The 24,091-nt window shown below is 43.0% G+C and carries 20 protein-coding genes; 4 read left to right on the top strand and 16 right to left on the bottom strand.

Annotated features, from left to right (window positions below; translation table 11 throughout):
• The first annotated feature begins 145 nt into the window (after positions 1–145).
• On the top strand, positions 146–529 hold the full coding sequence (locus JZO70_RS07045; protein ID WP_207672842.1) for a hypothetical protein: 384 nt from the start codon (positions 146–148) through the stop codon (positions 527–529).
• A 120-nt stretch (positions 530–649) separates the two neighbouring features.
• Here the strand turns inward: JZO70_RS07045 and JZO70_RS07040 are convergent, their stop codons facing one another.
• From JZO70_RS07040 to JZO70_RS07020, 5 genes are all read right to left on the bottom strand, one after another.
• Entirely contained in the window at positions 650–1,018 is a 369-nt protein-coding gene (locus tag JZO70_RS07040; protein WP_207672841.1) for a PqqD family protein, read from the bottom strand.
• Positions 1,008–2,936, bottom strand: coding sequence for an OPT/YSL family transporter (locus tag JZO70_RS07035; RefSeq protein ID WP_207672840.1), 1,929 nt, complete (start codon positions 2,934–2,936; stop codon positions 1,008–1,010). Before JZO70_RS07035 ends, JZO70_RS07040 begins: the two co-directional genes overlap by 11 nt.
• 90 nt (positions 2,937–3,026) lie before the next feature.
• On the bottom strand, positions 3,027–4,442 hold the full coding sequence (gene pepV / locus JZO70_RS07030; protein WP_207672839.1) for a dipeptidase PepV: 1,416 nt from the start codon (positions 4,440–4,442) through the stop codon (positions 3,027–3,029).
• A 613-nt stretch (positions 4,443–5,055) separates the two neighbouring features.
• Positions 5,056–7,680 carry a pyruvate, phosphate dikinase gene (ppdK, locus tag JZO70_RS07025; protein WP_207672838.1) on the bottom strand — a complete coding sequence of 875 codons (2,625 nt, stop codon included), beginning with the start codon at positions 7,678–7,680 and terminating at the stop codon, positions 5,056–5,058.
• Between the two features lie 632 nt (positions 7,681–8,312).
• Positions 8,313–10,058 (bottom strand): glycoside hydrolase family 13 protein, encoded by a 1,746-nt coding sequence (locus JZO70_RS07020; RefSeq protein ID WP_207672837.1) that lies wholly within the window; start codon positions 10,056–10,058, stop codon positions 8,313–8,315.
• A 457-nt stretch (positions 10,059–10,515) separates the two neighbouring features.
• Here JZO70_RS07020 and abc-f point away from each other — a divergent pair, with 457 nt between their 5' ends.
• Together abc-f and JZO70_RS07010 are read left to right on the top strand one after the other, a co-directional pair.
• Entirely contained in the window at positions 10,516–12,006 is a 1,491-nt protein-coding gene (abc-f, locus tag JZO70_RS07015) for a ribosomal protection-like ABC-F family protein (RefSeq protein ID WP_207672836.1), read from the top strand.
• Positions 12,007–12,150: 144 nt separating this feature from the next.
• A complete protein-coding gene (locus JZO70_RS07010) occupies positions 12,151–12,897 on the top strand; it encodes an SDR family NAD(P)-dependent oxidoreductase (protein ID WP_207672835.1) in 747 nt (248 codons plus the stop codon).
• Positions 12,898–12,944: 47 nt separating this feature from the next.
• Here the strand turns inward: JZO70_RS07010 and JZO70_RS07005 are convergent, their stop codons facing one another.
• The 3 genes from JZO70_RS07005 to JZO70_RS06995 form a co-directional block, all read right to left on the bottom strand.
• A complete protein-coding gene (locus tag JZO70_RS07005) occupies positions 12,945–13,916 on the bottom strand; it encodes a permease prefix domain 1-containing protein (RefSeq protein WP_207672834.1) in 972 nt (323 codons plus the stop codon).
• 2 nt (positions 13,917–13,918) lie between these two features.
• Positions 13,919–14,245 carry a PadR family transcriptional regulator gene (locus JZO70_RS07000; RefSeq protein WP_207672833.1) on the bottom strand — a complete coding sequence of 109 codons (327 nt, stop codon included), beginning with the start codon at positions 14,243–14,245 and terminating at the stop codon, positions 13,919–13,921.
• 209 nt (positions 14,246–14,454) lie between these two features.
• Entirely contained in the window at positions 14,455–14,667 is a 213-nt protein-coding gene (locus tag JZO70_RS06995; protein WP_207672832.1) for a hypothetical protein, read from the bottom strand.
• Positions 14,668–14,894: 227 nt separating this feature from the next.
• Between JZO70_RS06995 and JZO70_RS06990 the strand changes: the two genes are divergently transcribed.
• A complete protein-coding gene (locus JZO70_RS06990) occupies positions 14,895–15,995 on the top strand; it encodes an NAD(P)/FAD-dependent oxidoreductase (protein WP_207672831.1) in 1,101 nt (366 codons plus the stop codon).
• Between the two features lie 155 nt (positions 15,996–16,150).
• On the opposite strand, the gene JZO70_RS06985 is transcribed toward JZO70_RS06990, so the two are convergent.
• The 8 genes from JZO70_RS06985 to JZO70_RS06950 form a co-directional block, all read right to left on the bottom strand.
• On the bottom strand, positions 16,151–16,921 hold the full coding sequence (locus JZO70_RS06985) for a helix-turn-helix domain-containing protein (RefSeq protein ID WP_207672830.1): 771 nt from the start codon (positions 16,919–16,921) through the stop codon (positions 16,151–16,153).
• 48 nt (positions 16,922–16,969) lie between these two features.
• Complete coding sequence (locus JZO70_RS06980) at positions 16,970–18,325, bottom strand: hypothetical protein (RefSeq protein WP_207672829.1); 1,356 nt, start codon at positions 18,323–18,325, stop codon at positions 16,970–16,972.
• 21 nt (positions 18,326–18,346) lie between these two features.
• A complete protein-coding gene (locus JZO70_RS22585; RefSeq protein ID WP_278252593.1) occupies positions 18,347–19,138 on the bottom strand; it encodes a DapH/DapD/GlmU-related protein in 792 nt (263 codons plus the stop codon).
• Between the two features lie 55 nt (positions 19,139–19,193).
• Positions 19,194–19,475 carry a hypothetical protein gene (locus JZO70_RS06970; RefSeq protein ID WP_207672828.1) on the bottom strand — a complete coding sequence of 94 codons (282 nt, stop codon included), beginning with the start codon at positions 19,473–19,475 and terminating at the stop codon, positions 19,194–19,196.
• Between the two features lie 47 nt (positions 19,476–19,522).
• Positions 19,523–22,183 (bottom strand): glycosyltransferase family 2 protein, encoded by a 2,661-nt coding sequence (locus JZO70_RS06965; protein ID WP_207672827.1) that lies wholly within the window; start codon positions 22,181–22,183, stop codon positions 19,523–19,525.
• A gap of 43 nt (positions 22,184–22,226) precedes the next feature.
• Entirely contained in the window at positions 22,227–22,934 is a 708-nt protein-coding gene (locus JZO70_RS06960) for a winged helix-turn-helix domain-containing protein (RefSeq protein WP_207672826.1), read from the bottom strand.
• Between the two features lie 47 nt (positions 22,935–22,981).
• Positions 22,982–23,683, bottom strand: a complete 702-nt coding sequence (locus JZO70_RS06955; RefSeq protein WP_207672825.1) for a class A sortase — start codon at positions 23,681–23,683, stop codon at positions 22,982–22,984.
• 105 nt (positions 23,684–23,788) lie between these two features.
• Positions 23,789–24,091: hypothetical protein (locus tag JZO70_RS06950; protein ID WP_430748890.1), on the bottom strand; the 303-nt coding region annotated here is incomplete at its 5' end.

Here is a 24,091-nt window from a genome sequence, read left to right as displayed (position 1 = left end):
AAACCTTACCTTCCCAATTTTAGTACATCAAATAATCTGCCTCGGTAAGACACGATTCAATTCCCCTGAATCACCCTTCGCTATTCCCCCTTCAACAGAATTACTCTATAATCTATTATAAAGCATTACCAATTAGGAGACGCTCATGATCAAAATCTACTATATAATAATCGATGCCCTTTTAAGTTTGAAGCGTAACTCTGGTGTTACCTTCGCAAACATAACAATTTTCTTCATTTTTTCCTTCCTATTAAATGTACTAGGAAGGCTATATCTGATTTTTACAAAAGCCAAGCTGGAAAATCAGAAGGCTCTGGATGGGTTTGATCAGGTAGGAGCTTTGCAGCAATTTATTAGTTTTTCAACTGTCCTTCAAGTCTTGACATGGCTGGCGATTGCAACTGCTGTGATTGTCGGTATCTTTTACTACAGCTCGGTCTTTACTAAACATTTTCTGGCTCAAAAAGATGAGCTGCTGATTATGAAGCTGGTCGGGGCTTCCAGCATTTATGTATCAATTTCCAGCTGAACAATCGAGAAGACACTGTCTACCTAACCATGATTACCCCAGACGGCACCGAAAAGCATGAAGAATTCGGGCTAGAATAAAAAAGCACAAGCCTAGATAATCCTAAGCTTGTGCTTTCTGCTATACAATTCTCACAATATACTTCTCGTTCTTTTCCAAATGATTCAAATACAACAGTAAGCGATCGTAGAGCTGCTGGTTGGCTTCTTCATAGGTTTCGCCTAAGCGTTCGCCAATTTCGCGGACTGTCCGTTGACCGTCAATTTGCTGGAAAATGAAACTGCCGTACTCATCCAACTCCATTTCGGAGGTTTCGGGGATTCTGTACTTGATTTTCCGCAAAGTCCGTTGAATCCAAGCGTTGTTTTCTTTGATGACAAAGACGATGCCCTCGCGGACTTCATAACGCAGCTCGGGTTTCAATTGGTAGACACGTTCCAGTAATTGTTCTGTTTCAGCATTTATAGTGGCTGAGTTTTTATTTATCATTAGCTTTCACATTCTTTACTTTTAACAAAGGAACAACGATTGCAACGACTAGAATTACTAGTAACAACCAAGCGGCTGCGTTGCTTCCTAAGAATCCAGTTGGTGCGCCTGGTGTAAGAATTCCTGATACTTGCAAGATGATTCCGATTAAACCAATGATTGATCCACCGGCGATCAAGCCTGAAGACAAGCTGACACCAAGAGTAATCCGTTCTTCAGCGACTTCTTCGGTTTCTTTCTTGTTCATGTATTCAATGAATACGCGAATCAAGGCACCCACTAGGATGATTGAAGTCGTAGAAATTGGCAAGTAGAACCCGATCGCAAAGGTCATAATCGATACGCCCATTAATTGCAGAACGATACCGATTACGATACCAGAAATGATCATGTGCCAAGGCAGGCTGCCTGAAGTAATACCGGCAGTCAAGGTAGCCATCAAGTTCGCTTGTGGCAAACCAAATGGTGGGTTCGCACCAGTAATTTGCAATTGAGGTGTTAAGATAACCATCATACCAGTTACGATCACAACCCCGACAATGTTGGCAATTACGTAATAGCGACGACCTTCATTGAAGTTCCCGCCCATAACAAAGGTAACTTTTTGTGATTGTGAGTAACCACCACCAACTGAGATTGCCAATACGATAAAAGTACCAAACAATAATAGTTGTTGGGTGTTTTCAGCTGAAGTCCAGCCCATCATTACAAATACTAAGGTCAAAATAACCATTGAAGCAATTGTCATACCAGATACAGGCAAGTTAGATGTACCGATTGTACCAGTCAAACGACCAGCAACAATGACGAACAATAGACTCAAGATAATCGACAAGCTGCCGCCGATTAGAGCCATTGCTATGTTTCCTGTAATCACAAATCCCATAACTAATGCCACAATAGCACCAATAATTAATGGCAACATACCGCCGCCGCCTTCTGAATCAGCGCCTTCGGTTTTGCGGCCTTTCATAGTTGCTGAAATGGATGAAATAATCGTTGGGATCAATTTGATTGCTCCGATTAACCCACCTGAGATCATCATACCAGCACCAATGTAACGAACATACGAACCAGAAATCATTGAGAAGTCTGCAGTGTTCACTAATTGAGCTGCATTATCCCAAATACTTACATCACTGCCGGCCATACTCATGAAGTAGCCCAACAATGGTGCAATTGCGAAGTTTGCCAAGATTGAACCAGCAAACATCAATAGTGAAACGTCCATGCCGACGATGAATCCAATACCCGCCAACAATGGGTTTACTTCTGTTTCAAATTTCCATTTATAGAAGCTTTCGTTTACGTAGCTGATGACATTGTTCATCACGCCTAATACTGAACCAGTTAAGACAGTGATGACACCCCCGATACCAAAGCCGATTCCCATGTATTTCAAGGATTCGCCACCAGTATCTGACGCAACTAATGTTTCAGAAATCGCCATTGCTTCCGGGTAAACCAATTTACCGTGCTCTTCAACTAACATGTAATCTTCCACTAAAGTGAATACGCCGACACCTAATAGTACGGCACCCACACCTAATGCTACGCCTTCGAAGAAATTAATCTTCCCGCCGACTAAAATTACAGCTGGCAATACGAAGATCATCCCGCTGGCTACTGATTCCCCACCAGATGACATTAGCTGCAGCAAGTTTTTACCTAAAATTGTTTTTGGTTTAACAAATAGTGAAACCAAACCTGAACCTATAATTGCTCCTGGAATACCTGCGGCAACAGTTAGCCCCGCTTTCATCCCTGAATATGCAGTTGAGGCTGCGAATACCGCTGCTAAGATAATCCCTAGCACTAAGATAATTCCTGAGCCTGATTTTTTCGGCTTGTCCTCTACGTATGGTACGTAGTCTCTCCCGGACACGCCGCCAAATGCGTCTTTCGACAATTTTTTCATGATCCGAAATTCCTTTCCTACCTTTTTCCCCTAAGGTACACAGTAATTAAGGAGCCCTGCTGTTAGACAGGGCTCCTATAGCCTGTCATTTTATTTCGCTAAGCGATAAATTGCATCAGCGTAGATTGCGGTTGCTTTTAGCAAGCTGTCCACTGGCATGAATTCGTTTGGTTGGTGCATCACGTTTTCTTCGCCTGGGAACATTGCGCCGTAAGCGACACCGCGTTCTAGGATACGGCCATAAGTACCGCCGCCGATGGATTGTTCTTCTCCCTTGTTGCCAGTATGTTCTTCATATACGTCCAACAAAGTTTTAACCAATGGATCGTCACCAGGAACATAGTGTGGAGTCTTCACGTCGCCGATAATTTCAATCGAAACACCAGCGTCTTTCAAGACTTCCTTCATGTTGTCCATGATTTCGTCTTTGGTGATGCCTTCTGGGTGACGAATGTTTAAAGTGACTTTCTTCACGCCGTCTTGGCTGTAATCAAATAAGTTAGCAGATGAAGTGGTTTCACCCATCACATCATGTTTGACATAAGCATTTAATTTCTTACCGCTGTAATCTAGGTGCATGTATTCAGAAACAACTTTTACAAAGTGTGCGCCTGAAGCATCTAAATCATGGTCAGCTAAGAAAGTTGCCAAGTAAGTTGCCGCATTGATCCCGAATTTAGGTTCTTGGGCATGGGCACCTTTACCAATAGTAGTTAAAGTGATTTGACCGTTTTCTTCTTTAACTTCACCATTGACTTCTTTTTCAGCAACAAATTTTTCAAAAGCAGCTTTCAAGTCAGCAGCTTTGGCTTCGTCGTTGACTTTAAGAACAGCAGTCGCATCGCCTGGTACCATGTTAGTACGCATACCAGATTTGAAGCTTTCTAATGTGAATGCGCCCTCTTCACCCTCTTGGTCTTCAAAAGTAACTTCATAAGATAAGATACCTTTTTCGCCGTTGATGATTGGGAAGTTTGCATCTGGTGAGAAACCAACTTTTGGCATTTCTTCTACTTCCATATAACGGTGGATGCCTACCCATTCACTCTCTTCGTCAGTACCGAAGATGAAACGGATTTTTTTAGATAATGGTAATTCCAAGTCTTTGATGATCTTCATAGCATAGTAAGCAGCTATTGAAGGTCCTTTGTCGTCGGCTGAACCACGAGCGTATAATTTACCGTCTTTAATGACTGGTTCGAATGGATCAGTATCCCAATTGTCATCAACTGGTACTACGTCCACGTGACCTAATAGTCCAAACATTTCTTCCCCGTCACCGTAGTCAATGTGTCCAGCAACGTTTTCGACGTTCTTCGTTTCAAAACCATCACGTTCTGCAATTTCCAACACTTTGCGTAATGCAGCAGCTGGGCCAGGTCCTAAAGGTTCTTCTTTAGTTCCGTGTTCTACGTCGCGGACGCTGTCAATACGAAGCAAATCTCCAAGGTCCTTCATCAAATCATCTTTGCGCGCTTCAACTTCTTTTTGCCAATCAATTGTCATCTTGTATCTCCCTGCTCTCTTATTTATTTAACGGATAATTCCGTCAGTACGAATTAGAAAGTTCTTGCCGTAACACAGAATATTCTCTTACCGGACTGTTAGGCTGACTTCCTCTTACTAATAATCATACCCCAATTTTTTTCAAAAGAGTAATGATACGAACTCGAAATCTATTGCCTTTTCAGCTTTTATGAGAAAAATAGTGTTATTCTAACAAATTCAATCTTGCAGTTTGTCTCACCCCCCTAATCGGACATTATATCCTAAATAACACTGTACGTCATTCAGGCCGATTTCGCTTTCTAACAGAAATTCAACAATATATAAAACAAAACGTTTAATATATCAAGTAAATTCTGTTATCCAACAACCTTAGAGAAAGCCTATATTAACAGCAATCAATACCGAATTCTAAACAAAGTATAACGCACTGTGTATCCGGTTACAAATAATAATTCATTCATATTTGTTCTTTTATTCTCATTGTATTGTTACTATATAAAATTTCAGTGTGATTATCATGTGAGAAACAAAAAATATCCCTCGATCTAAGTAACCTCAGATCGAGGGATAAGCAAACGAAAAAGTATTTTTTCGACCAGCAGCTTGCTTGTTATTGTTTGATCAAGCCCTTCACACCATGCTGCGCCAGCGTCATCTTAGCTTGCGGAATTCTAAATGGTGAACATGAAATGTAATTAATCGGCAGTTCATTTAAAAAGGCGATGGATTTTGGATGCGCGGCAGCTTCACCACAAATCCCAATCTTTAAATCTGGTTTTACTTGACGACCTTTTTCAATTGCCACCTTCATCATGGCCCCGACACCGGCTTCATCCAAGACTTGGAACGGATCTTCTTCCATAATTCCGGCTTCTAAATATTGCGAAACAATCCGTGGTGAATCATCGCGAGACAGTCCCATCACCATTTGAGTTAGGTCATTGGTACCGAAGCTGAAGAAGTCTGCATGCTTGGCGATTTCATCCGCCACTAAGCAGGCCCGTGGGATTTCAATCATTGTACCAATTTGATAGTCCATCACTTCATCGTACTGCTTCAAGGATTCTTGAATTGCCCCTTCAATGGATTCCCGTACCCGGGCAAATTCTTTGGCATCGATAGTAAATGGTATCATGATTTCTGGCTGAATCGTATAGCCTTGTTCATCCATGACTTCATGAGCCGCTTCAATGATGGCTTCTCCTTGCATTTGGTAAATTTCTGGATACGCAATCCCTAAACGCAGGCCACGGAAGCCCAGCATTGGATTGGTTTCTGCCAAGTTTTCAGTTTTGCGTTTTACTTCGTTAAAGGTTTTGCCTAGATCCTTGGCCACTTCACGACATTCATCGTTGTTCTTTGGTAAAAATTCATGTAATGGCGGGTCTAACAAACGAATCGTCGTCGCCTTGCCTTGTGCTGCTTGGTAGATAAATCTAAAGTCTTCTTTTTGGACTTGCTTCAAGCCTTTTAATACTTCCAAGCGCTCTTCTAAAGAATCCGCTAAAATCAAGCGTCTGAACTGCAGCAGACGAGATTTCTCAAAGAACATATGCTCTGTCCGAGCTAAACCGATTCCTGTTGCACCTAAAGCCATCGCCGTCTCAATGTCTTTTGGTGTCTCGGCATTCGCCCGGACTTGGAATTTGGCGTGGCGATCCCAGATAACATGCAGATCGTCCAAAGCAACGGTATTGCTTAATTCTTCTAACGGAATTTCACCGAAGTAGACATTTCCTGACGTGCCATCCACCGAAAGAATCGTTCCTTCTTGAATCGTTTCTTCCCCGACAACTCCGTGTCCTTCTTCCATTGTTAAGGCTTCACAGCCAACAACCGAACAGATCCCCATACCGCGAGCCACTACGGCCGCGTGGGAGGTCATTCCGCCGCGAGCAGTGATCACTGCTTCACTGACAGCGATTCCCTCGATGTCTTCTGGTGAAGTTTCTTCCCGTACCAATATCACTCGTTCGCCGCGAGCCTTGGCTAACGTCGCAGATTCAGCGTCAAAGTAAACAGCACCTACTGCTGCTCCGGGACTTGCTGCTAAACCGGATAAAAATGGTACGCGATCTTTTATGACTTCCGCATTGAAGCTTGGGTGCAAGGAAGCTTCCAAATCCTTCGCTTCTAAGCGTTCCACTAATTCAGTTTCGGTAATAATGCCTTCTGCAAACAAATCCAGCAGAATGGTAATCGTCGCTTTCGAGGTCCGTTTACCGCTGCGGGTTTGCAGAATAAATAATTTTTCCCGTTCGATGGTAAACTCGACATCCTGCATATCTTTGTAGTGTTTCTCTAAGTTTTCGCAAATGGTTTTTAACTGTTGATACTGCTCTGGCAGATCATCGGCTAAGGTCTGGATCGGTTTTGGTGTCCGTACACCAGCAACCACGTCTTCTCCTTGAGCATTAATCAAATATTCCCCGAATAGTCCTGGCTCACCAGTCGACGGATTGCGGGAGAACACTACTCCTGTTCCTGAAGTCTCGCCGAAGTTTCCGAAGACCATTTCTTGAATATTCACGGCAGTACCTAAGCTGTCGCTGATGTCATGCAGGCGGCGATAGGTTTTAGCCCGTTGATTGTTCCAGCTGCCAAATACCGCTTCAATCGCTAAATATAATTGTTCGATCGGGTCTTGTGGAAACTCCCGTTGAATGCTTTGGACATAAATCTCCTTGTATTCGTTTACAATTTGTTTCCAGTGGTCCGCTGTCAACTCATTGTCAAAGTTCAGCTGATGTTCTTTCTTCATAGCAGTAATGCGGGATTCGAATTTTTGGTTGTCGATCCCCATTACGACATCGCCGAACATTTGTAATAAGCGTCGGTAGCAGTCATAAGCGAAGCGTTCATTTTGACTGTTTTTCGCTAAGGTCTCCACTGTTTTGTCATTTAATCCCAAGTTCAGCACGGTATCCATCATGCCAGGCATTGAGAATTTAGAGCCGCTGCGGACAGAGACTAATAAAGGATTTTTAGCATCGCCAAAGGCCTTTTGCGTTTTTTCTGATAGTTGATCCACGGCAGTGATTATTTGTTCTTTCATCTCATCGGTTAACACATTTCCTTGATTCAAATAGCAAAGACAAGCATCGGTGGTTACCGTGAACCCGGTCGGAACTGGTAATCCTAATTTAGTCATTTCAGCCAGATTTGCGCCCTTACCGCCTAGCAAGCCTTTCTGTTCTTTTGATCCTTCTGAAAATAGATAAACCCATTGAGTCATGTAAATCTCCTTCTAATCGTTTATTTGGTATGAATACAGTTTAATACTACACATATACAAAGTCAATACGTGTATTAATAAAATATATAAACGCTTATTAAGATCTTATTGGAACTAGACCGATAGATCATGGGTAGGAAGACGGTTTTCCAAAAAAGCGAAAAATCAAGTCTATCTTCGTACGCTTACCACCCAACTAAACTTTCTGTACGATTCTTAGCTAAATAATCGTTTTATTTCCTTCTAAGTTTGCATACTGCGAAAAGTTGGACTGGCAGCTAGCTCATTTGAAGCGGATTGATTTTTCAAAAAGCGAAAAATCTGGTCTATCTTCGTACGCTTACCATCCAACCAAACTTCTTGGACGATTCCTCGCTAAATCATCATTGGATTTCCTGCTAACTTTACATACTGCGAAAAGTTGAACTGGTAGCTAGCTCATTTGAAGCGGATTGATTTTTCAAAAAGCGAAAAATCAAGTCTATCTTCGTACGCTTACCATCCAACTAAACTTCTTGGACGATTCTTGCTAAATAATCATTGGATTCCCTTCTAATTTTACATACTGCGAAAAGTTGGACTGGCAAAAAACCGCTACCCAGCTCTATCGCTGAATAACGGTTTTCTATCGGTTATACCAATTCCACCACAAAGCCGTGGGGTTCTAGGATATAGTCTTCATTATCAGTAGTGAGCTGCATAAACAGCGGCGCACCTAATTTCTCAATCGTTTGGGCTTCGCTAGTCTCGTTAAAGCTGCAGCGCAATGTTTTACCCAGAAAACTGCGTTGGAACGTAATCACTCGATCTTTTTCCGCCGACCAGCGCAACAGGCCAAAGCTTAAAACATCGGCATATTTTTTCCGTAAATGGATCAGCTGTTGAAAGAAATCCAACAACTCCAAATCTTGATCCTCCCATGGCATACAGCGACGGCAATCCGGGTCCATCCCGCCAGCTAAGCCTACCTCGGTACCGTAATAAATACACGGCGTCCCTTTTTGCAGGAACATGAAGACAAAAGCACTTTTCATCACCTCTTTGTCCCCTTCACACAGCGTCAGCATCCGCGGCGTATCGTGAGAGTCCAGCAAGTTGAAGTTCACTTCATTGGTTTGATCGCGATAAAGGGCCTGCTGGTGGTTCATCCCATCCAGCATATTGGCAGCCGTCACCTCTGAATCCAGGAAAAAGGCCTTGATGCTGTCAGTGTAGGCATAGTTCATCACCGCGTGGAATTCGTCCCCCTGAAGCCAGGATTGAGAAGAGTGCCAAATCTCCCCTAAAATATAGAGATCAGCCTTTTCTGCCAGTACCCGTTCATGGAATTTTTTCCAAAAATGGTGATCCACCTCGTTGGCCACATCCAGCCGCCAACCATCAATATCGAATTCTTTGACCCAGTAAGTCGCAATCTCCAATAAATACTCCTGCACTTCAGGATTCGCAGTATTCAGCTTCGGCATATTAGGCACGAAACTGAAGGTATCGTAGTTGATGTTCTCGCCAAATTCCGAATCAGGAACTGGATCGTAATGAACTGGGAAAGAATGAATATGGAACCAATCAGCATATTTGGACTGGCTGCCGTTTTGCAGTACATCCTGCCACTGATGGGAGCTGGCACCTAAATGATTAAAGACCGCATCCAGCATCACGCGAATTCCTTTGCGATGGGCTTTATCCACCAATTCTTTAAAGAGCGCCTTGTCGCCAAAGTGAGGATCGACTTCCCAATAATCCACCGTGTCATACTTGTGATTCGACGGTGAGGTAAAAATCGGACACAGATACAGGCCGGTAATTCCCAGCTCCTCCAAATAGTCTAGCTTATCAACAATGCCTTGCAGATCACCCCCGAAAAAGTCTTCCCGATCCGGCTTTTTACTGCCCCATGGCAGGCTGCCTTCAGGATCATTTGAGGGGTCGCCATTGTTAAAGCGTTCAGGGAAAATTTGATACCAAACGGTTTTATGCACCCATTCAGGGGCCTTAAAACGATCGATCTCATGAAAATACGGCATGCGAAAATAAGAGCTGTCCTGCTTCATGAACTCTTCCTCATAAGGAAAAATCCCCTGATCGCAGTAAAAATAAGCATTGCCTTCAAAGTCTTCTATATAAAACGCATAGGATAAACGGCGAAATTCGCTGCTGACTTCAATTTCCCAATAATCGTGATAGGCTGTGGAGAGTCCTTTGCCCATATTTTCCTTGTTCAAGTACCATTTTTCGCCAAACAAATAATGGTCGCCGCTGATTAAGGCCGCCAGCTTCACGTCTTCCTTGGCTGTTTGCAGCCGAATTCGCATGGTGTCGTTTGAATATAAATAAGCAAATTCACTTTCTGGTCGATGATATATTGCCGCTATGTTCATTCCTGCACCTCCTTGTTTGTTTTATTCTACCAAAACCAGAGCAAATAAAGCGAAAAAAATGCTGAAGATTGAAAATTTATTTAACCATTTTCTGTAATTTATGCTAATATATAGTAGAGGTAGTTCTTGAACTATCTCGCTGGACCTCGTCTACTCATCGAGGATCACTCCTGGGCGTAGTTGTTAGGGGAAGCAACTACGTCCACTTTTTTGACAAATACTTATTCCTCTGGTTTAATGAGTATATATTAATAAGAAGAAATGAGGGATCTTGCCGTTGAAAATCTAAGCGAATGTTGAAAGTTGCGAACTGAACCTGTTTTTGGATCAAACCAACGGGATTAGTGGGCAGATTTTCAGGATTGGCTTAGCTTTTTACGGCGGGGTCTCTTTTTGCGTACCTCTCTTTTGCCGCTCCTGGAAAGAACCATGATTTTTTTAACGAGGTGAGCAAAATATGGCAACAATTAAAATTGAACAGCTGACGTTTGGCTTTGACAAACAAGGAACCACCCTTTTTTCTGAGGCAAACTTATTACTAGATACCAACTGGAAGCTGGGGCTGATCGGTCGCAACGGTCGCGGCAAAACCACTCTGCTGCACTTATTATTAGGGGATTATCCCTATCAAGGACGGATCGAGATGCCAGTAGAGGCCATTTATTTCCCAGCACCAGTTAGCGACAAGGATCGGCTGACCTATGAAGTCTTGGAGGATACCGAGAACTTTGAGCTATGGGAATTGGAGCGGGAAATGAACCTGATTCAGCTGAATCCTGAACTATTGTGGCAGCCCTTCTCTACCCTTTCCGGTGGGGAACAGACTAAAGCGCTCTTAGCAATGCTTTTTACTCAGAACGACCGCTTTCCATTAATTGATGAGCCGACGAATCATTTAGACGGCGAGGCTCGTCAGCACGTGGCTGACTATCTTCAGAAGAAACAAGGCTTTATTGTGGTTAGTCACGATCGCCAGTTTATTGATCAGGTGACCGATCATATTTTAGCAATTGAAAAAAGCCAGCTGGTGATGTATCAAGGAAACTTCTCTACCTATGAAGAGCAGAAGAAAATGCGGGATGAATTTGAGCAGTCCCAAAATACTAAGATCAAAAAAGAAGTTTCCCGCTTGAAGCAAACCGCCGCCGAAAAAGCCGAGTGGTCCCGTAATCGCGAAACGGACAAATACGGCAAGCCTTCTGAAAAAGGCAGCGGCGCCATTAACGACACCGGCTTCATCGGTGCCCGCGCAGCAAAGGTTATGAAACGTTCCAAAAATATTACGAAGCGCATGAATGAACAAATTAGTGTTAAGGAAGGCTTGCTAAAGGATATTGAAGACGTGGATCAATTGTCGATGGCTTATCAGCCTACCCATCACCAGCAGCTCTTAAAAATCGAAAATCTGCGGCTGCGCTATACTGAGGATTTATTTGCCCCTGTCTCCTTTGAAGTCAATAAAGGCGGGATCGTCGCTCTGACTGGTCCTAACGGCTCTGGAAAATCGAGTATTTTCGCCTACCTGCTGGAGCAGTTTGAAGGGGAATTTGAAGGAACACGGCTTCAGCCGAACAATTTGAACATCAGCTACGTTCGTCAAAATTACGAAGATAATCGCGGCACCCTGCAAGACTTTGCCGAAGAGCACCACTTGGATTACTCCGCCTTTTTGAATAATTTGCGGAAGCTGGGTATGGAGCGCAACGTCTTTAATAACCGGATCGAAGAAATGAGCATGGGCCAACGGAAAAAGGTCGAGTTGGCCAAATCACTCTCCCAGTCCGCCGAGCTCTATCTATGGGATGAACCTTTAAACTATTTGGATGTTTTTAATCAGCAGCAGCTAGAAGAACTCTTGTTGCGGGCCAAGCCGGCGATGCTGTTGATCGAACATGATCAGCGCTTTTTGGAAACCATCGGCGCCCAGCAAATCAAACTTGCGAAATAAGTCAGTATGACGTCCGATTTCCCTTTGCGGAGTCGGACGTTTTTAGCGTAAATAATTCCCTTTTCAACTATAAGCACTATTTTTGTCAATCTTCTTAAAACTTGTTACGGTTATTGAGTAAACAAATTAAAGGAGGAATTATTTATGAAACGTTTTGAAGGAAAAGTTGCATTAGTTACCGGTGGTTCAAGCGGGATTGGCGCTGCCTGCATCAAAGTATTTTACGATGAAGGTGCTAAAGTAGTCGTAGCCGACATGAGCGATGACGGCGGTGAAATTTTGAAGGAACTGAACATTAGCGACGAAGATGGACTGTTTTTACAAGCAGATGTGACAAAATTTGATCAAGTAGAAAAAATGGTAGCCGATACGGTAGAAAAATTTGGCAAATTAGATATTTTGGTTGCCAATGCCGGCTTATCGGACGATGATCAGATCACTGAAATGACGCCAGAGGATTGGCAGTCAACGATTGACGTAAACTTAACGGGTGTCTTCTTATCCGATAAAGCAGCGATTGAACAAATGCTGAAGCAAGAAGATCGCGGAACCATCGTCAATTGCGGATCAATTCATAGTGTCGATGCTAGAGCGGGTATCCCAGCCTACGCAGCATCTAAAGGCGGCGTGAAATTACTGAGCCAAAGCTTAGCAGCCAGCTACGGTAAAGAAGGCATTCGCGTAAATACCATCGCTCCCGGCTACATTGAAACACCATTGTTAGGCGATATGGACGATGAAACTACGCAAGCATTAGTAGATATGCATCCAATCGGACGACTAGGTCAGCCAGAAGAAGTAGCAGAAGCTGTGGCCTTCCTAGCCAGCGACAAAGCCAGCTTCGTGAACGGTACGACGCTATTAGTTGATGGCGGGTATACAGCGGTATAGATAAAAATAAGATCGAGAAACCCGCTTATCAAGGTTTCTCGATCTTTTTAGTTATAGGTCTTTTTCAAAAAACCAATTAATAAATCATGGAACACCGCCGCCAGCACAAAGACCAGCCAGCTGATTTCCCATGCGTTTGTCAAAAATGACCAGAAGAAGTAGAAGCACACGATCAACGGCCAATACAGTTTTTCAATTAAAAGAACCGTTGGTGCGGCATTCCCATAACGCTCACGACGAGCATTGGGCCCCATCTTGTCATCATCATGAACATAGTAGCGATTGTTGATGAACTTGTTGTAGCTGCTGCTGTACAAACTGCCGTAGACAATCAGAAAAACACCCGCCGCGATCATCATAAACATCAGCACAACACCTAGCGCAGAATAGTAGTATTCGAAAAAGATGATTACTGGAACTAAACTCAACACACAACTAGAAATCCCCAAAACTAAGCTGGCCTTAAAGCTCTTATGGTAGGCTTCCTTTTCCGTTTTTGCCAAATTCTGAACCTCTCTAGGCACATAGCGGTCATTCAAGGGCTTGCCTTGATTATAAAGCTCGATTCCGCTCATAATTATCATGCCGACACCTGCCGCTGCAATCATGAAAAAGACTGCTGCGCCCAAACCGCCTATATACCAGACCCCTTGCGTGGCGACCAATGAGGCAACTGATATAATACATAAAGAAATCCCAAAGCTTAACCCAAAGGAACTGCGCTTGCGCTTTGCCATAAATTCCAGCATATCGTCTTCGGTAATCGCATTGAAGTCGTCTTCTGGTTCAAACTCTTCTTCTACTCTGCTTTCAAACTGCAAGGTTTCCTTCAGCTCATCCACCGAGCCAAACTCGCTGATCACCGCACCAATCGCTTCATGCTCACTCTTGCCTTCATCCCGCAAAGACCAGTAGTGATCCTCCATAATCGTCAGCAGTTCTTGTTTCGCCCGTTCGACTTCCTCTGTTTTAGGAAACTCGATAAACAAGGTTTCCAAATAATTTTTTATCGTATCCATCATTATCCCTCTTTCATAAATCGGTTAACAACCTCTTTGGTCTGCTGCCATTCGACTCGCTTTTCTTTCAAAAAATTCTTGCCAACCTCTGTGATCCGGTAATACGTCCTTTTTTTCCCGTGAGTCACCTCACCAGGATACGGCTGAATCAATCCGTTCTTTTCCAACCGGTTGAAGGCCGAATACAAGGTGGTCTCCTTGATTACATACAACTCTTCCGTACGCTCGCGGATTCGCTTCGAAATCGCGTAGCCGTAGGAATCTCCTTCACTTAGGACCGACAAAATGATCACGTCGTTGTAGCCGCGAATCCCATCGCTAGAAATCATTTTGCCACCTCCGATAATTACTTCATCTGTCGTTGTAATTAGTATACCGTAATTACTACGACAGGTAAAGTAAAATATTAAGAAAGATTGATCCACCAAAAAAGCTCGGAAAACCGTCCATCACACGAACGTTCTCCGAGCTTTGCTTCATTTTCAATTATTCGTTTCTGTTAAAGAACCGCTTTTCTCCCCAGTACTCGCCGATTCAGTTAAACCAGATGCAGACTTTCTTTCAGATCATCCACCAAGGCATGCTCACCGATCACGATACCAATCGCCACCTGTTCACTTCGCCCCGCTCGCCGCAACGACGTGTAATGCTCCTCCATCTCAGCCAACAGCTCCTGCTTGGCCTCAGCAATATTTTCCGTATGAGGAAACTCCGAAAAAATTGTTTCCAAATAGTTCCTTAGTGCACCCAATGCCATCCTTCTTTCATTCATCGTGTCTGTTTTAGTGATTCAACATCACTTTGACCACGAGTTTTCTTTCACGATCCGAATTTGCGAATCGTTTATTTACTCCAAAATAAATGTACTGTAAATAGTATAACGCAATCAGGGAAACAGGTAAAATAATTTTCGAAAAACGATTAGTTGTTGCTTTTAATAATCTGTGTCAAAATAAAGACAACGAAAGAAGGAATAATATGGAAAAAATTGCAATTGTCGGAGGCGGCATTATCGGCCTGACCCTCGCCAACTATTTAGATAGAAAGAAATTTGAAATTACTCTGTTCGATCAACCCACCGGACAGGCCACTGGCGCCAGTGCCGGCATCATCTCTCCTTGGCTGTCAAAGCGCCGCAACAAACAATGGTACGCCTTGGCAAAAGACGGCGCCGCCTTTTTCCCGCGGCTGATTCAAGACTTTGACTTGGATACCACTATTTATCAGCAGTCAGGCACAATACTATTGCGAGGTGAGAAGCAGCTGGAGGAGCTTTATTCATTGGCAAAAACCCGGCGGACAGAAGCACCGGAAATCGGCGACATCCGCTTATTGAAGGCTGAAGAGACAGCTGAACGCTTTCCCTTATTAAAGCCAGCACCTTCCCTGTTTGTCTCAGGCGGAGGGCGTTTGGATGGCAAAGCCTACTTGCGCCGTCTGCGTGCCTTGGCAGAGTCAAAAGGCATTCGCTTGGAAAACCAACGAGTTCGTTTGCAGCAAAGCTCGTCACTAGAACTACTAGTTGACCAACAGCCGCTGGATTTTGACCGGATCGTGTTGACACCTGGTCCCCATTTGAAAGACCTGTTGGCACCACTAGGTATCAAAGCTGATATTCGGCCACAAAAAGGACAGCTGTTGGTGTTCAATACAAAGGAACACCAATCTGCTGATTGGCCAGTAGCGATGCTGGATGGCGAAGCGGATCTGATTCCTTTTCAACAAGGCAAGATTCTACTAGGTGCCACCCACGAAAATGACGAAGGCTGGGATCTGGCTCCTACACCTGAAGCCTTCCAACAATTAACCAGCAGTGCCGCTGCCTTTTTAGCCGATCCGGAAGGTTTATTTGACCAACCTTATGATTACCGCGTCGGAACCCGTGCCTATACCTCCGACTTTGCGCCTTTCTTTGGTATCGTGCAGGACAACCTGCTGGCAGCCAGCGGCTTAGGCTCCTCCGGCCTGACCACTGGTCCGTATATCGGATACTTGTTGGCTAAATATTTGAATGGTAAAACGGTTGATTGGAGTATTTATCAGAAGCCGCTGGGGAATTATTTGAAGAAAGAGAAATAATCAAAACAAAAGATGGCAGATCACTGATTGGTGGACTGCCATCTTTTGGCCTTAGCTCGTCTTTTAGTCCCCACGGGTAAACGGAAGACGAAGCCTTTATAACTTGATTACTATGACATGGAATACAATCCACATGTAGCTCCTATTGCTTTCTATTATATCGTCACACTCACGACTTTTTTCTCCACATTCAAGTACTCAGGGAAGTCGTCGTCTACACGACCAGTACTCAAATAATGGTAGAAATTCGGATCAAGTCCATAGCCTTGCCCCCACTTGGTGATGATAGTCTCGCCTTCGTAGCCAGCTTCTTTAAACTTCCGCTTAATCTTGGAAGCGATACAAGAAAGCTGACTTCGGTTAGAGTCGGTCTCGCCCTCTGGCCACAAGATGCTGCAAATCTGATCACGGGCAATCAATTCTTCCTTAGATTCCAATAATAGTTTGAACAGCTTCTCCTCTTTTTTGGAGAAATACACCCGACCGCTGGAGGTCTCCAACGAACGATTCTCGATTTTTTGGATCGGTGGGCATTCCTGACTTTCTTTTTCCAGCTTGGTGCCGTAGTAGACACTTTGAAGCAGAACCAGCTTTTCACGAATGCCATCAAGAGTTGACGCTTTGATCAGCCCGCCAGGCAGTCCGATCTCCTCCCACTTCATTTGTTCTTCCCCAGTCGGTTCAGTCATACTTAATCGCACGATCAAATTATTTTCCGCTTCTGTCAGCGTCAGGAATTTTTCAACTTCGTAATTGCTGATGGTTTCGCTCAGCATGATGATCGGAAAAAATTGGAAAATCGGATATAACTGGGGGTTTCGATAGATTTCTGCCGAGCAAAACACTTCATAATTCAACTGCTGCAGCTGCTTTTGAAGGCCTTGCTCCGCTAAGATATTTTTGGTGAGAATTAGTATTTTATTCATGAGTCACGCTCCTTTTTTGTCTGGTTATCTAAAGCTCAGAGAAGATAATTACTCTCCCTTTGGTGAGCCTTCATCACTATTGAGACTAAATTTTCCATTTCTGGATAATCCATTTATTTTAAGTACCTGAGCAAATTTCTCTTTGTCTGACCGAGTAATCACATATTTATCCTCTAAATATGTAAGAAATTCTTGTAAAGTAGTAGCTCTAGACTCTATCATAGCTGCAGACAGAAGGCCAAAGTTCAATTGCTTCACTTCATCCTCTGATAACGCATCATCTAAAAACCTTTCTGAAATCGAAAATGCTTCGTCGTTTGAACCAGCATCGTATAAATCGTATAGAACATGCTGGACTGTCAGATTGGTGGACTTTCCATAAAGCCGGTTCACACCTTTTTCGTTATCCTTTTGGACCAGCATGTCATCTGCTTTTAGACTATCAATATCCGCAAATACATCGCCTACAAATAGCGCCCAGCCTTCTTTATAACTAATTTGCGGATCATCATTCGTCCCATAGTGACTATCATAGTCACCACTGGGCATTTCAAAGGCTTCATACATAGTCCAATGCGTCCATTCATGCATCACGTTATGCATCAAGTAATTCGTATCAAATATCTTATCGCTACGATCACCCACGACGATATCCGGGACACCACTGCCGTCATGACCGTTTCGAGAAAAGGCATTGCTTTCATCGAGATACTGTCCTTTTTCAAAGTTTATGTTGATGGGCTTTACTTCAAACTCTGTTGTATCAGGAAATAATTGATTCACTTTCTTCACAGCTTCAGAATGCCAGCCTAATCCTTGATCAAAATAATAGTTGATTCGTGCTGCTTGGAAGTTATAAAAGAAAGTCTCTTCCGCTTTTTCTTTACCAAATTGAACCTGATCATCCGAATAATTGATGGTATTTTCATTTCCCAATCGTAACGTAAAAACAAAGCTATAGGGCTTTTTGTCATACTTTTGAACATACCCTCTTTGCTCGTTGCCAAGAGAGTACCTTATTTTTAACGAAGCACCAGTAAGTGGAATATCTTTGAAAGCCAAGCCCGTTATTTCTCCCTTATCATTAGTCACGCCATTATCAAGAAAAGTCTCTCGATCACCCTTAGCCAAATGGATCGTATAATCACAATTTGGTAAAGGAACAGGTGTAGCAGCTGCTGAGCCATCGGTAACCTCTAAATAGAATCTTTGAAGTTCAATCGTTCTCGATTTCTTGCCTTTCTTTGTTTCGGTACTCACCACTTTCCTGTCTAAAGAATTAGAGGCCTCCCCATTTGCATCAGTCATCAGCATTTTGTCGGCATTCTTCGCCTGGGTGATCAAGCCAAAAACAGAGGAAAAGGCAAATAGTGTTAGCAGCAAAACAAATATTCTTTTCTTCAAACTCTTTTCCCCCTTGGATGACTATCTGCTCTCTGACGCATCTAAAAAATCCTGAATCGTTGTTGCTTTTGGATGAAAAGGCTCCAGCTGTTGATCATTCATTAAGTAATCAATCTTCTCAATAAACGCTTCGATCGGTTCATCCCCACGGATGGTTGAAAATTGGCCAAAATCATACTCCCACCATTTCAATTCCAGTAATTGATGAATGCACTCGGGAGAAAAACGGAAATTGAGAATTTGGGCTGGGCATCCGGCTACTACTGCATAAGGCGGCACATCTTTTGTCACAATAGAATTAGCCGCGATTACTGCGCCATCATGCACCGTAATTCCTTTTGAACTAAAGGTGACATTTTCACCGATCCAAACATCGTTTCCGATCACGATCGGTTGACACTTTAATTGGTTTGCGGCTGTTTCAAATTGATCGTGCCACTTTTCCTTATAGGTATTGAGCGATATATTCTTGGTTTCATAGGTCACCTGAGAAGTCGTAAAACGATCCATGGGATGGTTCGGCCCCATACGTCTTACACCAGGAGCAATCGAGCTGTATCTTCCCACAATCGTATCCACTGGAAGATTGCTGCGGCTGTAGCTAAAGGCACCCATGGTATGAAAATGATTCCCTCTCACAAAAATAGTGAAGGGCTCAATCTCAGCCGTACTTAAAATAAATAGCAAATCCTTTTCTGGCACAAATCTATTTTTTCTAGTTGTCAATTTCGTAAAAATATCACGTTCAACAAGCAAACGATCCAATCCATCCGAAAACATCAGCTTATGAATCCTTCGTACTTCCTGTTTCAAGATAACCTCCTTCGACAATTTTTTAATGAGTCTGGTGTTACAGAGATGCCCTCATTCAAGACCATCTGCCTCTTTTCGGTCCAGCCTGATGAATATACTTCTTGGCATCCTCTGGTATTCGATCTGGAGAGTCATCGGTGTCTGCTTCCCAAGGATACAGACCATTTTCATCTTTTTGATAAATCTCTTCGATCGATTCTTCATCATAAAGTCTTCGCCTTTTAAACTTTTGACGTAAAAAATACACGAATGATACCGATATGAAGATAATCAGTATAATTTTTCGCATTCCTAAATTTTTGATTACTTCCACAATAATTCGGCCAATTTCCATCATTTGTATCCTTCTTTCTGATGCATGCCTAATTACTTCCGCAAATTCTTTCACTGCCTCTCATATTTACCGCTATACAAATCCTCAATGAATTGCTTTGGCATCGGATCTAGATACCGGCTCTTTTTCACTAAATACAACGAATGACCGATTCGATTGAAGAGCCGCTCTGGGGAATATCTTCCCCGTCGGATCATTCCAGCATAGCGGTTCATATAAATCGCCAAAATATCTGCTTTCCTATCCTGCGACAGTTCCTCTAATTCAAAAATAAAGCGAAACACCTCTGAGTAAATCTTCATAGCATCTCTCGGCGGCGTTCCTGTTCGAGATAACGAGACACCGTCCCGATCTCCGCAGAAATAGTAACTTTTCTTATTTCCTAGCAAGGCAACCTTTCGAACCACTGCATAAAGCTTCATTGAAAACCAATTGTCTTCTCTGACTTTAATACCTAGTGGGAATTCAATCGGATATTTATCTAAAACTTCTTTTCTAATCAGTTTTCCTACGATATTTAAACTGTTGTACAGCTTTGTATCCAAAAAGTCCAGACCTGTTACAGCCGTAGGAGAAGAAAAGCAAGAACGACCAAGAGCTCGCTTACTGCCTTCAGCTCTAAAATATGGCATACCTACTAAATCAGTTTCTTCATCCTTTATTGCCAGCTGATAGGAACCTTCTAAGGCAAAAGGCGTGATGTAATCATCTGAATCCACAAACATCACCCATTTGCCTTTGGCTTGTTTCAGTGCCATATTTCTAGGAACAGAGGCCCCGCCAGAATTTTCAGGCAAACAAACGATCTTCAAGTGTTCGAATTGATCTTCAAAACTTTGTATAGCTTTCACCGTATTATCTGTCGAAGCATCGTCAGCAACAATCACTTCAAAACGGGCTTTGTCAAAGGTGGATCTAGCTAACTTATTGAGACAATCGGCTATTTCTTTTTCCCGATTGTAGACAGGAATCAGCACTGAGATATCAATCGAATCCTCTACATCTGCTTCATCCATTTCTAAAGCTCTAGGCCTATCCTCAATAACTGTATCCGGCTGCATATACTCTTGATAATTAATCAGTCCTGATAAGAAATGCTCCGCATCATCAATTCGCATTCGGCAGCGATCATGTCGAACGTAAAATCCACCGGCAATTGTTTCTGGTTTCACAAAAAACATCGCTAATTCCGGCCACATCGTACCTGTCCGCAGTTCATGAATTGCTCTTTTTTCCATCACTTGCTTCAAGTGGAAGAACTCTTCCTCCGTAAACAGTGTTTCCTTAAATCCTATTTCTTCAATGCGATCAAACATCTTCACCGCAGCTACTAACAACTCAAGCATCGTAGGATAAGCAGTATCTCTGTTTTCAATGAAACTAAGATTATCTAACGCATTCCTAACCCCAAATTCAAAATATTTTCTTCTAGGTACATACTTAGTCAGTTCATTAACCGAATAGCTTAGCCAATGATCATGGTATCGTTCATACTTTTTCACAATGAAATGATTCATCAACCGTTCGGCCAATTCCAGCCATTCTTTTCTCTTCACTAGCGGATAGGCTCGCATAATAGCAAACAGCGCTTCCCCATCGTAATAAATAATTCGAAAGGCTTCTTTTTCCGTCAAATCTTCATTCAACACATGAGTGGTTGCCCCATCTGCAGCAATAAATGATTTCATACCAGCTAAGAATTTTTTGATTGATGGTAAGAATTGTTGGTTTCCTGTCACCGTTTGGTACTTCGTCAGCGCTAAAATCACCATCGCCTGCGCACCCAGCTTCAGCTCCACACCAGACTTCAATCGCTCAACAACATAGTAGCAATCCTCGGTCACTTGAGTTAAATTCATTAAGCCCCATTGAAGACCCTGCTCTATTTTTTGTAGAAAATCATCGCCTGCTTTTCCTTGTTCTTTCAAATATTCATAAGCTTCTAAAAGAGCATACAAACTAGAGTAATGACGAACACTGTTATAGCTATTGATTTTCCGCCCATATACAGGAAAGTATCCATAGATAAATTTCCCAGTGTTAGTCACTTGATCCACCAGATAGTTCGCGCCTCGTTCGATCCCCTGCTTCAGCATTAACCATTGATTCTCAGTATCGATTCTGCGAACACCCTGTCCATATGCTTCATTCTCAAGAGGATAAATGATTCCATCCTCGATAAAGATACCCTTTTTAGTGAAAAACCTCCACTGACTGTCGAAATGACTAACTAGCTTCAAGCATGTTTTTTGATCACGGGAAGCAATATACTGACTAAAATTATCTTCGCTTATCTTAAGGCGTGCATCCCTTTTGCCAACAACATGTACATCAGGGGGAACCAACAAAGAATTTCCCACTATCTCTTCAGGTAAAAAAGTATACGTATTGTCTTTCTTGAACTTCACTCCGTAACGAAAATAATTATTTCGCTGTGTTTGATAGAAGGCGGCAATCCCTTCATCAGCACTAACTGCTTCACTTGTGTCTACTAATTCGATCTTCAACCATTTTGGAAATTTGTCGAACTCATTTAAGTAACGCTCAACCTTTAACCAAGCTTTTTCAAACCTATATCCAGTAGCCTGCCAAACAACACCGCGGGCATTTTCCGAACAGGTTGTTACAAAGAAATGGATATTATTTTTATCTGATTTACTTTGTAAAGTCTCCCTTACTTCCTTTAAAAGACTGTTGTTACCACTAACCATACCTTCTTACCTCCCAACATTTACACAATGAAACCATACTTTCTCACTCCACCCGCTTCGAAAACTCCACTGAATACTCCGGAGTCAAACAATACCCATTGCCCCAGATCGTGCGCAGGATTCGTTCATTGAAGCCGGCCTTTTGCAGCTTGGTTTTGATATTCTTCACGATGACTGACATCTGAGACATCCGAGAATGACTCAGCTCCTCCTGCCACATGTGGTAGCACAGGTCCTCTCGTGAGACTGTCTCGCCATCGGCCTGCTGCAAATACAAAAAGGCCATTTTTTCCCGCTTGGTTAATCCATCCAAAAAATGCCCCATCAGTGTCTTTGTCAGCTCTGAAGTATGATCGGGAGAAAGGAACTCTTCCTGCTCCGCCCGTTGCTGCTGATCAATTTTCTCTGCAAGCCGTTCTCTTAAGGCATCGAGTGAGATATCTTCGGTAATCCATTCGGACACACCTAAGTCGCTTAATCGTTCCTGGTCTTCAACCGATGGTGCCACACTGAACTTGCGAATAATAATTACCTTCTCCTGCACTATCCGCGGCAGCACCAGTTCAATTTCTTTATTCGTAATCGTTTCGCTGAAAATAATCACTTGGAAATTTGGCATCTTCTGCTTGCTCTTTTTCAACAATCTGAACACTCGAACTGAGCTCAACACCTCATAGTTCAACTGCTGAAGCTGTTCCTGTAGCCTTTGTTCCACCAATAAATTCTTCGTTAAAATCAAGATTGGCTGCATCCCCATTCACTCCTTTTCCCCATGCAACTTCGTATCACTGAATCAAACTAATAAGATCGAATCGGAAGTTCAAAAGCCTTAGCTGCTTCTTTGGACATCTTCTCCATTGGTGTCACCTTCACCAGCTCACCCTGGACCACTAACCGACTCGTCGCATACAAATCACCGCAAGTTATCAAAGTCACCAACTCCTTATCCGCCACTTCCTCCAATACCTCGATCCTGGTTGGCTCCACCTTCTCCTTTGACACCGCCGCATATGTATAGACATTTGACAAGTCCGTCAAATAAATCTTGTCACCAATCGACAGATTCTCCAATGGCGTAAACAACAAATCCGGCTGGTCCGACAAATGACTGGCTAAGGCATAATTTCCGGTGCCCATTTCCTGATCCGGAGACAACGTCCCAGCCCCATAAAACAGTGCTTCATTTGTCAAACCTTTAAAGATCGGCAAGCGAATGTTCACACTAGGAATCGCAATGCTGGCAATCACCGGCAAATCCTCTTTCTTCCTATTTAACTGTGACTGGATAACAGCAGCCGAACTCAACGACTCCACTTGATCAAAATCAAAGATGGCCTTTCGCTGCTTATTTTTCTCCAGCTCATCCTTAGAGATCTGAGCAATGTCATAAGCCGTCCCGGTATTTCGAATAAAATATTTGATCAACGGTTTATTAAATAGAAGAAAAAGCCCACCGATAATCAGCAAAAATGAACAAAATCGAATCACTTTTTTCTTCATATCTTCCCTTTCTGTTAAAAAAAAGACCCTGATTCAAAAAGAACGAACGATCTATCTAAACATGTTAATTCTTTGTTATAGAAAGATCGTTCGTACCTTTACTTCTTACTCATCTTGGTCAAAAAACTCGTCAACTGTCTCTTTAGCCTTGCGTTTCTTCCGTTTTAACTTGTCCTTCAAACCAAGCAGTCCCAATCCAAGCAAGCCTAAGCCGGCTGCAGGATAAGCAGCTTCCTTCACATCGGTTCCTGTCTTAGGAAGCGCACCTTTTCTAGCTGTGCCTGTAGTGCCTGTCTTCCCAGTCGCAGGTAGTCTCTTCGGTGTAGTATTCGTGTCAGAATCACTATCGGAATCCGAATCACTGTCTGAATCTGAGTCGCTGTCTGAATCCGAATCGCTGTCTGAATC

It is taken from the genome of Candidatus Enterococcus moelleringii, from assembly GCF_017377575.1.
Lineage (GTDB): Bacteria > Bacillota > Bacilli > Lactobacillales > Enterococcaceae > Enterococcus_A > Enterococcus_A moelleringii.
The sequence above is the reverse complement of the archived record's forward strand: the minus strand, read 5'-3'. Positions and strand labels throughout refer to the sequence as shown.